This is a genomic window from Xanthomonas sp. CFBP 7698 (genome assembly GCF_003600855.1).
GTDB classification, from domain to species: Bacteria; Pseudomonadota; Gammaproteobacteria; order Xanthomonadales; family Xanthomonadaceae; genus Xanthomonas; species Xanthomonas cannabis.
In genome coordinates, this window is record NZ_PRDN01000005.1 from 182,996 (window position 1) to 198,709 (window position 15,714).

Below are 15,714 nucleotides of genomic sequence, written 5' to 3' on the forward strand. Positions count from 1 at the left end.
TATGACGGAATATCGTTATGCGACGCAGTGCGCTTTACAGCACTCATTTTGCTTGGACGACAAGTGTTCCGGAATGGAGATCGCGAGTAAATTTTGTTCCTTTCTGGTTTATGGTCAGACCAGTAGGTATCACGAATTTCCACGCTTATCCGAGAGACCCGTGGTGCTCCAGGGTGAGGCAGTTATCGAACGCGTTCCAGCATCGGGGGTTGCGTGCTCATGAAGACCGTGGTGATGGCGTTGCTGCTGTTGTGGCAGGTAGCGCTACCGGGGCAGGGTGTTGCCACAGACAGCAAAGCGCTGCAATCAGGGCATCAGTCCATGAATGCGTCCTACCGTGAACAGCTGTTAGCCCTGGCCGACGCCGATCAGAAGATCCGCGAACAGATTCGTGGCGCAGTCACGCCGCAGCAATTGCAGGCCAATCAGGGCGCGGCGAAGGAGGTGGCAATGCGTCTGGTCGCGTCGCAACGGGAAAACCAGGTGGCGCTGTCCGCCTTGATGGACAAATTCGGCTTTCCCGACATTGCCTCGGTCGGTCAGGACGGCGCACATGCGGGGTTTTTGGTTGCGCAACACTCCACTGATCGCGAGTTCCGCGATGCCTTCCTGCAGAAGATGCAGGCCGCATCAGAGCGTGGGTCCTACAGCACTGCCGACCTTGCGTTGTTTGTAGATCGGAACCTCGTCATGTCGGGCAAACCACAGCGCTACGGTACGCAACGCAAGGCCGACGGCAGCTTGTTCGAGTTGGAGAATCCTGCCCAGCTGCGGCAGCGCAGGACAGAGGCGGGTCTGCCTGACGAGTAGAGCGGCACCGGGGGGCACTGATCCGAATACGCTGCCATGGTCGCTGGGTGGCGCAGTGGGAGTACGCCTGCATTCGTGCGGAATCGGCAGCCTGTGTCCTGTCCCCTTGCGTGAGTGCGTGGACCCCCGCTATCGGCCAGACTAAGGGTCGGCGCAGTGCATGCTGTATCTGCTTGGCTCATGCAGCATGACGGCCGGAGCGGGTACTGTGCGGCAGCGTTCCGACAGGATGATTGAACGAGACCAGGTGCGTTCTGATCCACTGGATGTTAGATAGCGCGGACGCACTTGCACGCCGTGCACCACAACGCTCCACGGATTGTCTGTTCTTTTGCGTTGCACTATTTTTGTTGCTGTTGCCATGTGAGCAGATTTGGCGTGACGCTGCTGCTTAGGGAGCCTCAGCGAGATATTGCTACGATCTGCAACAGACGGTCACCCTTTAACGCGATGTGTATCACGCAACGCAGTCATCATCATGTTCGCCTATCGAAGCGATCAGAACTAATGACTTCTCACGCTTCGGTCTGCTGGCCATGATTCAGCTCCCTCAACACGAGCTGACGCCATGCGCCCTGGATCCCTCATGGTGCTAGCCCTGCTAGCCCCCACGCTGATCGCTCCGCCGGTCTTCGCCCAATCCGTCCTGACCCGCGACAACGGCGCCAAGGTTGGCGACAACCAGAACTCGCAGACTGCCGGTGCCAACGGCCCGACCCTGTTGCAGGACGTGCAGCTGATCCAGAAGCTGCAGCGCTTCGATCGCGAGCGCATCCCCGAGCGCGTGGTGCATGCGCGCGGTACCGGCGTCAAAGGCGAGTTCACCGCCACCGCCGATCTGTCCAACCTGACCAAGGCAAAGGTGTTCAGCGCCGGCGAAAAGACGCCGGTGTTCGTGCGCTTCTCCTCGGTGGTGCACGGCAATCATTCGCCGGAGACGCTGCGCGACCCGCATGGCTTCGCCACCAAGTTCTACACCAGCGAAGGCAACTGGGACCTGGTGGGCAACAACTTCCCCACCTTCTTCATCCGCGATGCGATCAAGTTCCCCGACATGGTCCACGCGTTCAAGCCGGATCCGCGCACCAACCTGGACGATGATTCGCGTCGCTTCGATTTCTTCTCGCACGTGCCCGAAGGCACCCGCACCCTGACCCTGCTGTATTCCAATGAAGGGACGCCGGCCGGCTACCGTTTCATGGACGGCAATGGCGTGCACGCCTACAAGCTGGTCAACGCGCAGGGCGAAGTGCATTACGTCAAGTTCCACTGGAAGACGCTGCAGGGGATCAAGAACCTCGATCCCAAGCAGGTCGCTGCGGTGCAGGCCAAGGACTACAGCCACCTGACCAACGATCTGGTCGGCGCGATCAAGAAGGGCGATTACCCCAAGTGGGACCTGTACGTGCAGGTGCTCAAGCCGGAAGACCTGGCCAAGTTCGATTTCGACCCGCTCGATGCCACCAAGATCTGGCCGGACGTGCCGGAGCAGAAGGTCGGCCAGATGGTGTTGAACAAGAACGTCGACAACTTCTTCCAGGAGACCGAGCAGGTGGCGATGGCGCCGGCCAACCTGGTGCCCGGTATCGAGCCGTCTGAAGATCGTCTGTTGCAGGGCCGTATCTTTTCCTACGCCGACACCCAGCTGTACCGCATCGGTGCCAACGGCCTGAGCCTGCCGGTCAACCGTCCGCGTGTGGCGGTCAACAACGGCAACCAGGATGGCCAGGGCAATATCGGTCAGACCACCAGCGGCGTGAACTACGAGCCGAGCCGTCTGGAGCCGCGTCCGCAGGAGACCGCCGCGCGTTACAGCGAATTGCCGCTGTCGGGTACGACCCAGCAGGCCAAGATCACCCGCGAACAGAACTTCAAGCAGGCCGGCGAGTTGTATCGCTCCTACAGCAAGAAGGACCGTGCGGACCTGGTGCAGAGCTTTGGCGAGTCGCTGGCCAACACCGACACCGAGAGCAAGCACATCATCCTGTCGTTCCTGTACAAGGCAGACCCCGAGTACGGCACCGGCGTCGCCCGCGTTGCCAAGGGCGACCTGGCCCGCGTCAAGCAGCTGGCCTCCAGCCTGCAGGACTGATCCACCCCGACGGCATCGCGGCCACGCCGCGGTGCCGTCCCCGTTTTCAGGAGAGCGATATGCGCACTCTGATGTTGGTTCTGCTGAGCGCGGTGTGCGCGCCGGCCCTCGCTGCCTCGCCGTCGGCGCCTGCCGCCGCGTCCACCTCGGCGGCCGCCAATCCCGAACAGGTCAAGCTGCAGCTGCGCGAGTACTTCTTCGATGCCGCGCGCGAAGGCCGGCAGGACATGCTGGCCGAGTTCATCCGCTCGCATTACGACCTCAACACCCGCGACGAAAAGGGCTATACCGCCCTGATCCTTGCTGCCTACCACGGCCAACGCCCGGCAGTGGAACAGTTGCTCAGCGCTGGTGCCGACCCCTGCGCGCAGGACAAGCGTGGCAACACCGCGCTCATGGGCGCCATCTTCAAGGGTGAACTGGGTATCGCCAAGCGCCTGATGCAGGCCGATTGCGCGCCGGACCAACGCAACAACGCCGGCCAGACAGCGGCGATGTACGCAGCACTGTTCCAGCGCACCGACGTGCTCAAGGACCTGGCCGCCAAGGGCGCCGACCTCAGCCTCAAGGATGGCCAGGGCAACGATGTGACCAAGCTGCAACGCGGCGAGTTCGCCACGGCACCGGCGCGCTGAGCGCAGCGATCGCGCGTTCCACCACGCGCTGCGTGCCTCGTCAGTGGCTCGCTCGCCGGGGCGTCGGCCACACTTCGCGCATCGATCCACTAGCGCTGCGCTCAGGCTGGGCGCAGCAGGTGCCTGCAACCTCGAGCAGGGTTCTGCTGCGCAGCGATGCACGGCGCCACTTCGCATCCGCGAACGGGTGGCCACGCTCCGACCTGAAGCGACCGGCACATCCTTGGACCGCCTGGTCAGTGGCCAGGCGCGCCGCGGACCGCCGTAAGCCGTCTTGCTCCCGGCAGGGCCTACCGGCGCAATGACCGCATCACGGACGCCCCGCATGACGCGATCGCCATGCCCCGATCCGGGGGCACGAGAGGACGCAGGCAACTGCTGCGGCCGCCGCACGCACGGCAACGTGGCCCGTATTGGGGAGACGTTTGCAGGAATAAGAAACGGCGAGGTAGAGCCGTGCATCGCATCCAACGGATTCCCCCGGGCCCCCGCACAGCACAGCCCACGGTGTCTCAGCGCCCGGCAGGCACGTGGGCACCAGCGCCGCTGGCAGGGCATCGGCAGACCGCACACGCCGCTCCACCAGGGTGGCCGTCCCATGCCGCGTCCTGCGAACGGTCGGTGCGCATCGCGATTGTGCAGCGCAGCATCGCGGTTTTGGCCCTGTCGGTTTTCCGCCACACCTGCGTTGGAACTCTGGCGAATGTGGTGGTTGAACCGGCGCGGCGTCAGGAGATTTCCGACGCGCAAAGCCTTGTGCGCCAAGGCTTTGACATAAAACTGAGCGCGCGCTGACCCGCTTGGGATTCGCTTGGAAAAAGCGCAGAAAACAGTTCAAGAACGGGCCGGGAACGCCGATGCTTCAGCCATCGCAGCTTGGAACCCCCGCCATGAAGATCGATCCCTCCCTCCCTTTCCTGATGTCGCTGTTGGCCATGGTGCTGTGCACCGCCACCGCCGTCGTCGCCCTGGTGTTTGGCCAGATCCACGTTCTGGCGACCTCGTGGAGCTTCTATGCGGTGATGGGCACGGCCCTGATCACGCTGGCGGCCTCGTACCACGCCCTCGGCAAGCCGCTGAGCGCCGAAGAGCGTGTGGGTTTCCGCAACCCGTAATTCCATCTGTGTCCTGTGCAGTGCGCGCCGCGCCTATGCCAGCACCGGACGCAAGAAGCTGCGTTCGTAACTGATGATGCAACGCGTTCGCTCGGCATAGGCGAACGCCGACAGACACGCTGCATCCTGCAGCGATGCCTCGCGATAACGCTCGTACTCGGCAAGCGAGGGAAACGAAAACAGCGCCAGCGCGATGTTGTTCGCCCCTTCCGAGGGAAGAAAGTAGCCGTGATGCTGGCCGCCAAAGCGCGTCACCAGCGGAATCCACAGCCGCGCGTAATGCTCGAATTCGGCCAGTTGATAGGGGTCGATCACGTAGCGCAGCGAACAGGTGATCATGGAGCGGGTCCGGCAGGCGGGGAGCTTCAGCATGCCATGCCGCACTGCCGCAGATTCATCGGCGCCCGTGTAAGCTGCTGATCCTGCTCCGTATTGCAATGGCTGCTCGCTGCGGCCAACCGTCGATGACCGCTTCCGCCGATCGCTACGCCGCCTCCCTGCGCCTGTCCGTCGCTCCGATGATGGACTGGACCGACCGCCATTGCCGGGTGTTCCACCGCCTGCTCGCGCCGTCCGCACGCCTGTATACCGAGATGGTGCACGCCAATGCGGTGATCCACGGCGATCGCACGCGATTGATCGGTTTCGACCCGGTGGAGCACCCGCTGGCCCTGCAGATGGGCGGCAGCGAGCCGGCCCTGCTGGCGCAGGCGGCGGCCATCGCCCAGGACTGGGGCTATGACGAAATCAACCTCAATTGCGGCTGCCCGTCCGATCGCGTGCAGGCCGGGCGCTTTGGCGCCTGCCTGATGCGCGAGCCGGCGCTGGTGGCGGAGTGCGTGGCGGCGATGTGCGCCGTCACCGACCTGCCGATCACCGTCAAATGCCGTTTGGGCGTGGACGACGATGACGACTACGCGGTGTTTGCCAGCTTTGTCGACCAGGTGGTCACCGCCGGCGCCGCGATGGTGGTGGTGCATGCCCGCAACGCCTGGCTCAAGGGTCTGTCGCCAAAGGAAAACCGCGAAGTGCCGCCGCTGCGGTACGACTGGGCCTACCGGCTCAAGCAGCAGCGCCCCGACCTGCCGGTCGTGATCAATGGCGGCATCGCCGCCGTCGACACGGCGCTGGCCCACCTGCAGCACACCGACGGCGTGATGCTCGGCCGCGCCGCCTATCACGACCCGTATGTGCTGCATCAGCTCGATGCCGCGTTGAACCGGCGCCCCGAGCAGTCGCGCGAGTCGTTGCTGCGAGCGCTGGAGCCCTATGTCGTCACTCAGCTGCAGCAGGGTCTGGCCTTGAAGCACATCACCCGTCACGTGCTGGGCCTGTTCCATGGTCAGCCGGGCGGGCGCGCGTTTCGGCAGGTATTGAGCGAGGGCGCACACCGCCCTGGCGCCGGCTGGGAGCTGGTGGAGCAGGCCCTGCAGCGGACCGACACCCGGCCCTGGCGCGTAGTGGCCTGAACTGGCCCGGCGCTTGCATATGCTGAATGGGCAGGTGGTATTCCGGAGTGGTATCGGCAAAGGCGTCGCTCCTTGGGCCTTTTATGGCAGCCGATGCGGAAGCCAGACTATTCATTTGACTGAACGGTGTTAACACCAAGCTAAAAAGTTCAGATCGGATTCACCCCGAAAAATCAAGAATTTGGCTCGATTTCGGGGTCCGACCACACCGTGACGTATGCCCGCTTTCACGGATTTTGAATGCTCCTGAACAACCCGCTAGGATTCGTTTGTGACCCAACCGCTATGCCGCGCTCGCCAAGTCGCTCTGGTTGCCCTCTGGGTCGCCATGGCCGCGCCATCGGCCTGGGGACAGGGTTATCCAATGGTGCAGGGGCGCGGGGGGGCGTCTGCCTCGTCACGCGACCAAGGCCGCACCCTGTCTGAAAACATCCGGCTGGTGCAGCAGAGGACCGGTGGAGAAATTCTTGCCGCTGAACGCGTGCCTTTTGGTGGCGGTAATCTCAATCGCGTCAAGTACATGAAAGATGGACGCGTACACACCGTGTATGAGCCGGAGCAGGCGCCGGCCACGCCGCCGCGTAACCCGCCGCCGCCTGATGCGCCGCCACGCGACGATAACCACTGAACGTAGATACTTCTGCGTTCAGTCTCATAAATTCTCCGGCCAGTGGCCGACAACGTAAGTAGGGAGAGTGCATGCGTATCCTTTTGGTCGAAGACGAAGCTCCGCTGCGCGAAACCCTGGCGGCGCGCCTCAAGCGCGAGGGCTTTGCGGTCGACGCTGCACAGGATGGCGAAGAAGGCCTCTACATGGGCCGTGAGGTGCCGTTCGACGTCGGCATCATTGATCTTGGCCTGCCCAAGATGTCGGGTATGGAGCTGATCAAGGCGCTGCGCGACGAGGGCAAGAAGTTTCCGGTGCTGATCCTGACCGCGCGTTCGAGCTGGCAGGACAAGGTTGAAGGCCTCAAGCAGGGCGCCGACGATTACCTGGTCAAGCCGTTCCATGTCGAAGAGTTGCTGGCGCGCGTCAATGCGCTGCTGCGGCGCGCGGCCGGCTGGAGCAAGCCGACCCTGGAATGCGGGCCGGTGGCCCTAGATCTGGCGGCGCAGACGGTGAGCGTCAATGGCGCCAACGTCGATCTGACCAGCTACGAGTACAAGGTGCTCGAGTACCTGATGATGCATGCCGGTGAACTGGTCTCCAAGGCCGACCTCACCGAGCATATCTATCAGCAGGACTTCGACCGCGACTCCAACGTGCTGGAAGTATTCATCGGTCGCCTGCGCAAGAAGCTCGACCCCGATGGCGAGCTCAAGCCGATCGAGACCGTGCGTGGTCGCGGCTACCGTTTCGCCATTCCGCGTACCGAAGGCTGAGTTCGCACGGCGGCAAGCAGGACGATCGGGTGCCGGTGCGCTCCAAATGGTACAAACGCTGGCGCCCGCGCTCCCTGCAGGCGCGCCAGCTGCTGGCCGCTACCCTCAGTCTGGTAGCTTTCCTTGCGCTGGCTGGCTACGCGCTAGATGTAGCGTTCGCCGATACCGCCGAACGCAACCTGCGCGAGCGGCTGAAGAACTACGCCTCTGCGTATGCTGCCAATATCGATTTTGTTCGCGATGGATCGCTGTACATCGGCGGGCAGCCGCCTGACCCACGGTTCGACGTTCCCGGTGGCGGGCTGTATGTCGAGGTCGTGCGCCCGGACGAGAGCTGGACCTCGATGTCGGCGGAAGGCCCGAACATTCCGCATGGCCGCATGCTCGAACCGCGGCAGGAAGAGTTCATCGGCCCGCTGGAAATGACCCAGATCGATGGCAGCCTGGGCCAGTTGTATCGTTACGGGCTGGGTGTGAGCTACGTCGAGCGCGAACACGGCGGCGAGATTCCGTACACGATCTACGTGATGGAAGACGCGCGCTCGATGGGCGCGCAGCTGCGCGTGTTCCGTGGTGCGGTGTGGTTCTACCTCGGTAGCGCCGGCGTGGTGCTACTGGTGTTGCAGGCCTTCATCCTGCAGTGGAGCTTGCGCCCGCTGCGGCGGGTCATCAACGAACTGACCAAGGTGCAGCGCGGCGAAATCCAGCGCATGAGCGAGCAGCATCCGCGCGAGCTGGAGCCGCTGACCGACAGCATCAATGCCTTCATCGAGAGTGAGCGCGACAACCTGGAGCGTCAACGCAACACGCTGGCCGACCTGGCGCATAGCCTCAAGACACCGATCGCGGTGCTGCGCACGCAACTGGACAGCGGTGCCTCCGAGCGCGATCTGCATGCGGAAATGGACGTGCAATTGCGGCGCATGAACGATCTGGTGTCGTACCAGCTCGCGCGTGCGGCATCCAGTGGCCACAAACTGTTCGCCGCGCCCTTGCCGATCGAGCCCAGCGCCGAAGAAATCGTGCGCGGGCTGGAGAAGGTGTACTCGGTCAAGGGCGTGCTGTGCGAATTCGACATTTCACCGGAGGCGCGCTTCCACGGTGAGCCTGGCGATCTGCAGGAACTGCTCGGCAACCTGCTGGAAAACGGCTTCAAATGGGCACGTAGCCGCGTGTTGCTCACGGCCCAGCCTGGTCCCACCACCGGTAGCCGGCGTGCCGGCCTGATCCTGTCGGTGGAAGACGATGGCCCCGGTATCGCGCCCGAGGATGTGGCCAAGATCCTGCAGCGCGGCGTGCGGGGCGACGAGCGCGTGCAGGGCCATGGCATCGGTATGTCGATCGTGCAGGATCTGATCAAGGCCTACCGCGGCGAACTGCAGGTGGTGCGCTCGCAGGAACTGGGCGGTGCCCGCTTCGATGTCACCCTGCCGGCGGGGCTGTGAGCGGCCGTCTGGCCCGATGAACCCATGGGCAATCGCCCACGCGGCTCCGACAACCGTTTAACGCCTCGAACGTTGGCTTGCCCATACTGGTCCGGTTGCAGGCAGTTGCGATGGAGAGCCGTATGGTCGAGCACGTTGCACAGCGTCCTTGCGTGAAAACACGTGCCAACCGGCAGCTGCGCCGATGGCGGCTGCCGCTGCTGGCTGCCGGCTGCGCAGTTGCGCTGCTTGGCCATGCCGCCGAGGCGGCGTTGACGCCGACCCAGGTGCGTTGGCTGCAACGTGCCAGCTACGGTGTGAATGCCGATGGCGCGGCGCAGTTGCAACGCCTTGGTCCCAGGCGCTATGGCGCCCTGTTGTTGCAGCCCAGCGACGATGCGGCGCTGCCGGCACCGGTGCGTGCCCAACTGCAGCGCTTCGATGCGCTGCGCACGCCGCTGGTGACCTTGCTGACCCAGTACGAGGCCGACAAGATCCGCTTGCAGACCATGCCCGATGGCGATGCGAAGGCAGCCTTGCGCAAGGACTGGCAGGCGCGCGGCGGACAGATGCTGACCCAGGCGCGGCAGGCCCAGTTGCTGCGTGCGGTATATGCGCCGGACCAGCTGCGCGAGCAGCTGGTGTGGTTCTGGCTCAATCACTTCAGCGTGTATGCCGACAAGGGCCGGGTGAAGTGGATGGCCGCCGACTACATGGAACACGCGATCCGCCCCAACGCCACCGGCAAGTTCGCCACGCTGGTCATGGCCACGCTGCAGAGCCCGGCGATGCTGGAGTACCTAGACAACGCCAAGAACGCCAAGGGCAAGGTCAACGAGAACTACGCACGCGAGTTGATGGAGCTGCACACGCTGGGCGTGCACGGCGGCTACACCCAGCAGGATGTGCAGCAGCTGGCCCTGATCCTCACCGGCGCCGGTTTGGTGCCGGTCAAGGCCGATGGAGCGCCGCCGGTTCCGATGGCCGTGCCCGGCCAGCCACCGGCGGTGCGCAAGGGCCTGTTCGAGTTCAACCCGGCGCGTCACCAGCCCGGCGACAAGGTCCTGCTGGGGCAGCGCATCGCCGCTGGCGGGCTGGATGAAATCGAACATGCCGTGCAGTTGCTGGTACGTCAGCCGGCATGCGCGCGCTTCGTGTCGCAGCGGATGGCCGAGTACTTCGTCAGCGATACGCCGCCGCCGGCGCTGGTGGCGCGCATGGCCAGCACGTTCGAGCGCAGCGACGGCGACATCGCCAAGGTCGTGCAGACCATGCTGAGCTCGGCCGAATTTGCACAGGCGCAACCGCGCAAGTTCAAGGACCCCAACCGGTTTGTGGTGTCGGCCATGCGGCTGGCCTACGAAGACCAGCCGGTGATCAACGCCGCGCCCATGGTCAGTTGGGTGCAACAACTCGGCCAGCCCCTGTTCGGGCGCATCACGCCGGACGGATGGTCGCTGCAGTCGCGGGCCTGGACCAGCTCCGGGCAGCTGGCGCGCCGGTTCGAGGTGGCGCGTTCGCTGGGCAGCGGGCCAAAGCAGGTGTTCCGGCTCGATGGCGACAGCGACACGCCGGTCCCGCCGCTGACGCAGATCGATACGCGCACGGCGTATCGCTGGATCGCGCCCTCGCTCTCCGGCGCGACGCGTCAGGCGCTGGAACAGGCCCGTTCGCCGGCGGAATGGAACGGGTTCTTGCTGTCCTCGCCGGACTTCAACTACCGCTGATTCTGTAGTTTGCGATGCGGTGATCGCCGCAGGAGTGCACCATGCAACGACGTCAATTTCTGCTTGCCTCGGCAGCTGCCGCGAGTCTGCCGTGGACCGGCCGCCTGTTCGCTGCCCCGCGCGAGGGCGCGCGCATGCTGGTGGTGTTTTTGCGCGGCGGCTACGACAGCAATAACCTGCTGGTGCCGCACGCCAGCGATTTCTACTATCAATCGCGCCCCACGCTGGCGATCGCGCGGCCGGACCCGTCCAACCCCGACAGCGCCATCGCGCTGGATGCGCAGTGGGGGCTCAACCCGGTGATGCGCGATGCCTTGCTGCCGCTGTGGCAACGCAATCAGCTGGCATTCGTGCCGTTTGCCGGCACCGATGACACCTCGCGCAGTCACTTCGAAACCCAGGACGATATCGAATCCGGGCAGGCTGGCACGCACCGCGATTACCGCTCGGGGTTCATGGCGCGGCTGTCGGGTGTGCTCAGCGGGGTGCCGGCCATTGCCTTCACCGATTCGCTGCCGTTGACCTTTCAGGGCGGCGCGGATCTGCCCAACGTCTCGCTCAAGGGCATCGGCAAGGGCGGGCTGGATGCACGGCAGGCGCAGATCCTGGCGCAGATGTACGACGCCACGCCACTGGCCGCCGCCGCGCGCGAAGGTCTTGCCTTGCGTCAGCAGGTCACCGCGCAGCTGCGCGAAGAGATGGAACAGGCCGGCCGCGGCGCTGCCAGCGCGCGGACCTTTGCCGATGAAACCCGGCGCATGGCCACCCTGATGCGCGAGCGGTACCGCCTGGGATTCGTCGATGTCGGTGGTTGGGACACGCATGCCAACCAGGGCAGCGTCGCGGGCGGGCTGGCCAACAACCTGCGCAACCTCGGCGAGGGGCTGGCCGCCTATGCCGATGCGCTGGGTCCAGCCTGGAACGACACCGTGGTGGTGGTGATTTCCGAATTCGGGCGTACCTTCCGCGAAAACGGCAGCAAGGGCACCGATCACGGGCATGGCACCACTTATTGGGTCTTGGGCGGCGGCGTGCGCGGCGGCCGCATTGCAGGCGAGCAGGTGGCTGTAGAGCAGGCGCACCTGCTGCAGAACCGCGACTACCCGGTGCTGACCAACTACCGCAGCCTGTTCGGCGGCGTGCTGCAGCGTCTGTGGGGCCTGTCGCCAGCGCAACTGCAGCGTGTGTTTCCCGGTGCGACACCGCGTGACCTGGGCCTGGTGTGAGCGGGCAAAACACCCTGTGGTGCGCGTGACATCACGGGCATCGATGTGGAACGACGCGCGCCATCACCCGACAGGTCGCGCCGCACTCATCGCTGTGCAGCCGACGCAAACGGCGATGGGCCGTAGACCCTGGTCAGATGTGCGGCGACCGCCGGCATTGCACGCTCCAGGACATGCGGTGCCGAGAAGTGGTATTCGCTGACCACGGCAAAGAACTCTTCCGGTGCTTCTGCAGCGTACGGGTCGATCTCGGTGTGCTGACCTGCATCCACCCGTTGGCAGAACGCATCGTAGGCCTGCTGAAAATCCTGCGCCCAGCGGCGTTGCACCGCACGCGGCAGGGGCGGCGTGCCGTCGAGTGCTCCATCCAGGGCATCGAGCTTGTGCGCCATCTCATGCACGATCACGTTGAAGCCGGCGTTCGGGTCGTCCAGATCCGCTTGCACGTCGGCCCAGCTGACGATCAATGGACCCTGTTCCCAGGCTTCGCCAATCAAGGTGTCGTCCCAGGCATGCATGACGCCGGCGGCATCGACGTGGGTACGCTGCACCCGAAATGCGTCCGGGTACACGATCAGTTGCGACCAGCCGCGCCAGCCAGCCGCGCCGATTTCCAGCAGCGGCAGGCAGCAGGTGGCCGCCAGCAACACGTGGTCCTGCGGCTGCAGCTGCAGTCCATCGACCGGCGAGATGGTTTTTTGGTGCAGGAACTGCGCAGTCAGCGCACGCAGGCGGTGCTGGCGGTCCGTATCGAGCGCAGCGATCCAGGCACACCCGGTGCAGACCGGTTGCCACAACGCATCGTCGATCTGAAGCGGCGGCCGGCGCAGCCAGCGCGTCAACCACTGGATCAGCGGAACATGCCCGGCAGGAAGCTGTGCCAGCGCGGCATCATGCGCATGCGCGGAAACAGGCCGTCGCCATCGTTGCCACCGCCGCCGGTTGCCGGTGCGGGCTTGTGCTGCGGCGCGCGTGCGGGTGTGGCCGGCTCGCCGTTGGGCGTCCTGCCGCGCGCGGCCGAATTGGTGCTGACGCAGCTCTCATGATCGCCGTCGACCAACTGGTCCGATGCCAGTGCGGCAAGCGGAGCCAACAACAGAAGCAGGCAAACCGTGAGTCGGCGCATCGTCCACATCCAGGGCAAGCGGCGTGAGTCGCCGATCATAACGCGGTTTTCACTGCCTCACGCAAGCCGCGCTGGGCGGCCGGGAAGCCTTGGCGCATACTTTCACGGATCGATTTGGGAACCGTTGCCGTGGACGACCGCGCGTTGCTGGCCAAACTTGCAAGCGGCCGGCTCTCCGGCGATGCGCTGGCGCGCGATGCGGGGCTGACCCGCGCTGCGGTGTGGAAGCGCATCCAGAACCTGCGCGCCGCCGGTATCGCCATCGAGGGGCGGGCCGGTGACGGCTACCGTCTGGCCACGCCGCTGGACCTGCTGGATGCCGCGCGCATTCGCGCCGCCATGCCCGCCGACGCCGCTGTCGGCCTGGCCGGGTTGGAGGTCGCCTGGACCCTGGAGTCCACCAACACCACGCTGCTGGCGCGTCCGGCCCCGGAGCAGGGCGTGGAGGTGTTGCTGGCCGAGCGCCAGACCGGCGGGCGCGGGCGCCGTGGCCGGCAATGGGCCTCGCCGCTGGCTGCGCATATCTATCTGTCGGCGTCGCGCCGGTTCAGCGGCGGACTGGGCCAGCTGGCCGGGCTCAGCCTGGCGGTGGGCGTGGCGGTGGCCGAGGCCTTGCGCGGCTGCGGGTTTGCCGACGTCGGCCTGAAATGGCCCAACGACCTGCTGGCACGCGAGCGCAAGCTGGGCGGCCTGCTGATCGAAGGCGGCGGCGAGATGGCTGGCAACGCACGTGCGGTGATCGGCCTGGGCTTGAACGTGCACATGCCACCGGCCGCCGCGGCCACGATCGACCAACCGTGGGTAGATCTGCAGATGCTGGCCGGCCGCGCGGTGTCGCGCGACACCGTGGTGGCGGCGGTGTTGTCGGGTCTGCTGCCGGCACTGGACCTGTTCGAGGCGCAGGGGCTGGCGCCGTTTCTGAGCCGCTACGCGGCGCTGGATGTGTTGCGCGGCCGCACCGTGCAGGTGGAAGAAGCCGGCACGCTGCATCAGGGTGTCGCGCTGGGTCTGGCCGCCGACGGGGCGTTGCGCGTGCAACTGGGCGATGCCGAACGCCTGTTCCATTCCGGAGAAGTCAGCGTGAGACCTGCATGAGCGCGTGGTTGTTCGACCTGGGGAATTCGCGGTTCAAGTACGCGCCGCTGCAGGGGCACCGTGCCGGCGACGTGCAGGCCTGGGCGCACGGTGCCGAAGCGATGGACGCCGCCGCATTGTCGGCGCTGCCGTCCGGACGCGTCGCGTACGTGGCGAGCGTGGCGGCCCCGGCACTGACGCAGCGGATGCTCGGCTGCCTGCAGGAGCGCTTCGCGCAGGTCCGCGTCGTGCGCACCAGCGCCGAGTGCGCCGGCGTCCGCATCGCTTATGCCGATCCCGGCCGGTTCGGGGTGGATCGCTTTTTGGCCCTGCTGGGCGCGCGCGGCGATGCGCCGGTGTTGGTGGCGGGGGTCGGCACCGCGCTGACCATCGACGTGCTCGGCGCCGACGGGCAGCATCACGGCGGCCGCATTGCGGCCTCGCCCACCACCATGCGGCAGGCCCTGCATGCGCGTGCGGTGCAGTTGCCGGCCAGTGGCGGCGAGTATGTCGAGCTGGCCAACGACACCGACGATGCCCTGACCTCTGGCTGCGATGGCGCCGCGGTGGCGCTGATCGAGCGCAGCCTGCAGCACGCGCAGCGCAGCCTGGGCACGCCGGTGCGGCTGCTGCTGCATGGCGGCGGCGCGCCGCCGTTGCTGCCGTTGTTGCCGGATGCCAGCTTCCGTGCCGCGCTGGTGCTGGACGGGCTGGCAACCTGGGCGACTGCGTCGGCCAGCCCGTAGAATCGGGGCATGTACGTCCGCGCGCTGATCGTTGTCCTGCTCATCCTCAATGCCGGGGTGGCGTCATGGTGGGCGGTGCAGCCGCCACCGGCGCCACCGGCCGCGCCGCCGCAGCCGGCCGGTGTGGCCCGGTTGGACGTGCTGCCGCCGCGTGCCGCCGCCGCGATGCCGCGGGCGCAGGAGACCGCTGCCGCGGCTGCGGATGTGCCCCCGGCCGCTGCGCCCGTCCCGCCGCAAACCGCGCCGACTGCGGTGGTGGCGCCCGCCTCGACGCCGACGCCCGCCACGGCCAGGCCGGTGCCTGCGCCCACCGACAGTGCGGTACCGGCGAAGAGCACCTCCACCGCTGCCAAGGTGGCGACTGCAGCTGCAATGCCACCGACAACACCGCCACCGACTACACCACCGAATCCCGAACGCTGTGCCAGCTTCGGGCCTTATGCGGCACGTGGGGATGCCGACGCGGCCCTGACGCGCCTGCGTGGGCAGGCCGCCCGCGCCAGCCTGCGCGAGGACAAGGACGCCGGTGTCAGCACGTTCCGGGTGATGCTGCCCAATGTCGGCGACCGCGCGGCGGCGCAGGCGCTGGTCAAGCGCATTGCCGCCGCCGGCATCGGCGACTATTACGTCATCGCGCAGGGCGAGGACAACACCGTGGCCCTGGGGCAATACCAGAGCCGCGAGCGCGCCGAGCGGCGCCAGGCGAGTCTGGTGGGCGCAGGCTTCCCGGCGCAGCTGGTGCCCAGCGGTACCGGCCAGTCGCGCTGGTGGATCGATGTCCGCAGCGCGGCCACGGCCGCCGCGTTGCAGGGCGCAGCCGGTGCAACGCGGCAGCGATCGCTAGATTGCGCCGCGCTGCGCTAGAATGCGCACCGGCGCGCAATGCG

Annotated in this window: 17 protein-coding genes; 14 read left to right on the forward strand and 3 right to left on the reverse strand. The window is 66.0% G+C overall.

Features of this window, described 5'->3' with window-relative positions:
- The first annotated feature begins 219 nt into the window (after positions 1–219).
- The 5 genes from XnspCFBP7698_RS17860 to XnspCFBP7698_RS17875 all read left to right on the forward strand — a co-directional run bounded on the left by XnspCFBP7698_RS17860 (position 220) and on the right by XnspCFBP7698_RS17875 (position 4,652).
- Positions 220–810, forward strand: coding sequence for a DUF6624 domain-containing protein (locus tag XnspCFBP7698_RS17860; RefSeq protein WP_104581219.1), 591 nt, complete (start codon positions 220–222; stop codon positions 808–810).
- 586 nt (positions 811–1,396) lie between these two features.
- On the forward strand, positions 1,397–2,902 hold the full coding sequence (katB, locus tag XnspCFBP7698_RS17865; protein ID WP_184390185.1) for a catalase KatB: 1,506 nt from the start codon (positions 1,397–1,399) through the stop codon (positions 2,900–2,902).
- Positions 2,903–2,961: 59 nt separating this feature from the next.
- On the forward strand, positions 2,962–3,537 hold the full coding sequence (locus tag XnspCFBP7698_RS17870; RefSeq protein ID WP_104581218.1) for an ankyrin repeat domain-containing protein: 576 nt from the start codon (positions 2,962–2,964) through the stop codon (positions 3,535–3,537).
- 621 nt (positions 3,538–4,158) lie between these two features.
- Positions 4,159–4,332 carry a hypothetical protein gene (locus XnspCFBP7698_RS21585; RefSeq protein WP_158255460.1) on the forward strand — a complete coding sequence of 58 codons (174 nt, stop codon included), beginning with the start codon at positions 4,159–4,161 and terminating at the stop codon, positions 4,330–4,332.
- A gap of 95 nt (positions 4,333–4,427) precedes the next feature.
- Positions 4,428–4,652: a hypothetical protein gene (locus XnspCFBP7698_RS17875; protein ID WP_047692873.1), complete on the forward strand. Its 225-nt coding sequence runs from the start codon at positions 4,428–4,430 to the stop codon at positions 4,650–4,652.
- A 33-nt stretch (positions 4,653–4,685) separates the two neighbouring features.
- Here XnspCFBP7698_RS17875 and XnspCFBP7698_RS17880 read toward each other — a convergent pair whose 3' ends face one another.
- The gene (locus tag XnspCFBP7698_RS17880) at positions 4,686–4,991 is read right to left on the reverse strand and encodes an NIPSNAP family protein (protein ID WP_104581217.1); all 306 of its coding nucleotides are present in this window, start codon (positions 4,989–4,991) and stop codon (positions 4,686–4,688) included.
- Positions 4,992–5,116: 125 nt separating this feature from the next.
- Here XnspCFBP7698_RS17880 and dusA point away from each other — a divergent pair, with 125 nt between their 5' ends.
- The 6 genes from dusA to XnspCFBP7698_RS17910 all read left to right on the forward strand — a co-directional run bounded on the left by dusA (position 5,117) and on the right by XnspCFBP7698_RS17910 (position 11,881).
- A complete protein-coding gene (gene dusA, locus XnspCFBP7698_RS17885) occupies positions 5,117–6,121 on the forward strand; it encodes a tRNA dihydrouridine(20/20a) synthase DusA (RefSeq protein WP_104581216.1) in 1,005 nt (334 codons plus the stop codon).
- 328 nt (positions 6,122–6,449) lie between these two features.
- Positions 6,450–6,749, forward strand: a complete 300-nt coding sequence (locus tag XnspCFBP7698_RS17890) for a hypothetical protein (protein WP_104581215.1) — start codon at positions 6,450–6,452, stop codon at positions 6,747–6,749.
- Between the two features lie 71 nt (positions 6,750–6,820).
- The gene (locus XnspCFBP7698_RS17895) at positions 6,821–7,504 is read left to right on the forward strand and encodes a response regulator transcription factor (RefSeq protein ID WP_002808458.1); all 684 of its coding nucleotides are present in this window, start codon (positions 6,821–6,823) and stop codon (positions 7,502–7,504) included.
- Between the two features lie 74 nt (positions 7,505–7,578).
- On the forward strand, positions 7,579–8,949 hold the full coding sequence (locus XnspCFBP7698_RS17900) for an ATP-binding protein (RefSeq protein ID WP_184390380.1): 1,371 nt from the start codon (positions 7,579–7,581) through the stop codon (positions 8,947–8,949).
- A 110-nt stretch (positions 8,950–9,059) separates the two neighbouring features.
- On the forward strand, positions 9,060–10,655 hold the full coding sequence (locus XnspCFBP7698_RS17905) for a DUF1800 domain-containing protein (protein WP_104581213.1): 1,596 nt from the start codon (positions 9,060–9,062) through the stop codon (positions 10,653–10,655).
- 41 nt (positions 10,656–10,696) lie between these two features.
- Positions 10,697–11,881: a DUF1501 domain-containing protein gene (locus XnspCFBP7698_RS17910; protein ID WP_104581212.1), complete on the forward strand. Its 1,185-nt coding sequence runs from the start codon at positions 10,697–10,699 to the stop codon at positions 11,879–11,881.
- An 86-nt stretch (positions 11,882–11,967) separates the two neighbouring features.
- Here XnspCFBP7698_RS17910 and XnspCFBP7698_RS17915 read toward each other — a convergent pair whose 3' ends face one another.
- Positions 11,968–12,723 carry a M90 family metallopeptidase gene (locus tag XnspCFBP7698_RS17915; RefSeq protein WP_104581211.1) on the reverse strand — a complete coding sequence of 252 codons (756 nt, stop codon included), beginning with the start codon at positions 12,721–12,723 and terminating at the stop codon, positions 11,968–11,970.
- 8 nt (positions 12,724–12,731) lie between these two features.
- Positions 12,732–13,046, reverse strand: a complete 315-nt coding sequence (locus XnspCFBP7698_RS17920) for a hypothetical protein (protein ID WP_039414699.1) — start codon at positions 13,044–13,046, stop codon at positions 12,732–12,734.
- 75 nt (positions 13,047–13,121) lie between these two features.
- Here XnspCFBP7698_RS17920 and birA point away from each other — a divergent pair, with 75 nt between their 5' ends.
- From birA to XnspCFBP7698_RS17935, 3 genes are read left to right on the forward strand one after another with little or no spacing between them, the layout of a single operon-like run.
- A complete protein-coding gene (birA, locus tag XnspCFBP7698_RS17925; RefSeq protein WP_343125106.1) occupies positions 13,122–14,102 on the forward strand; it encodes a bifunctional biotin--[acetyl-CoA-carboxylase] ligase/biotin operon repressor BirA in 981 nt (326 codons plus the stop codon).
- A complete protein-coding gene (locus XnspCFBP7698_RS17930; protein ID WP_104581209.1) occupies positions 14,099–14,827 on the forward strand; it encodes a type III pantothenate kinase in 729 nt (242 codons plus the stop codon). Before birA ends, XnspCFBP7698_RS17930 begins: the two co-directional genes overlap by 4 nt.
- A 9-nt stretch (positions 14,828–14,836) precedes the next feature.
- Positions 14,837–15,691 (forward strand): SPOR domain-containing protein, encoded by an 855-nt coding sequence (locus XnspCFBP7698_RS17935; protein WP_104581208.1) that lies wholly within the window; start codon positions 14,837–14,839, stop codon positions 15,689–15,691.
- Positions 15,692–15,714: the final 23 nt, after the last annotated feature.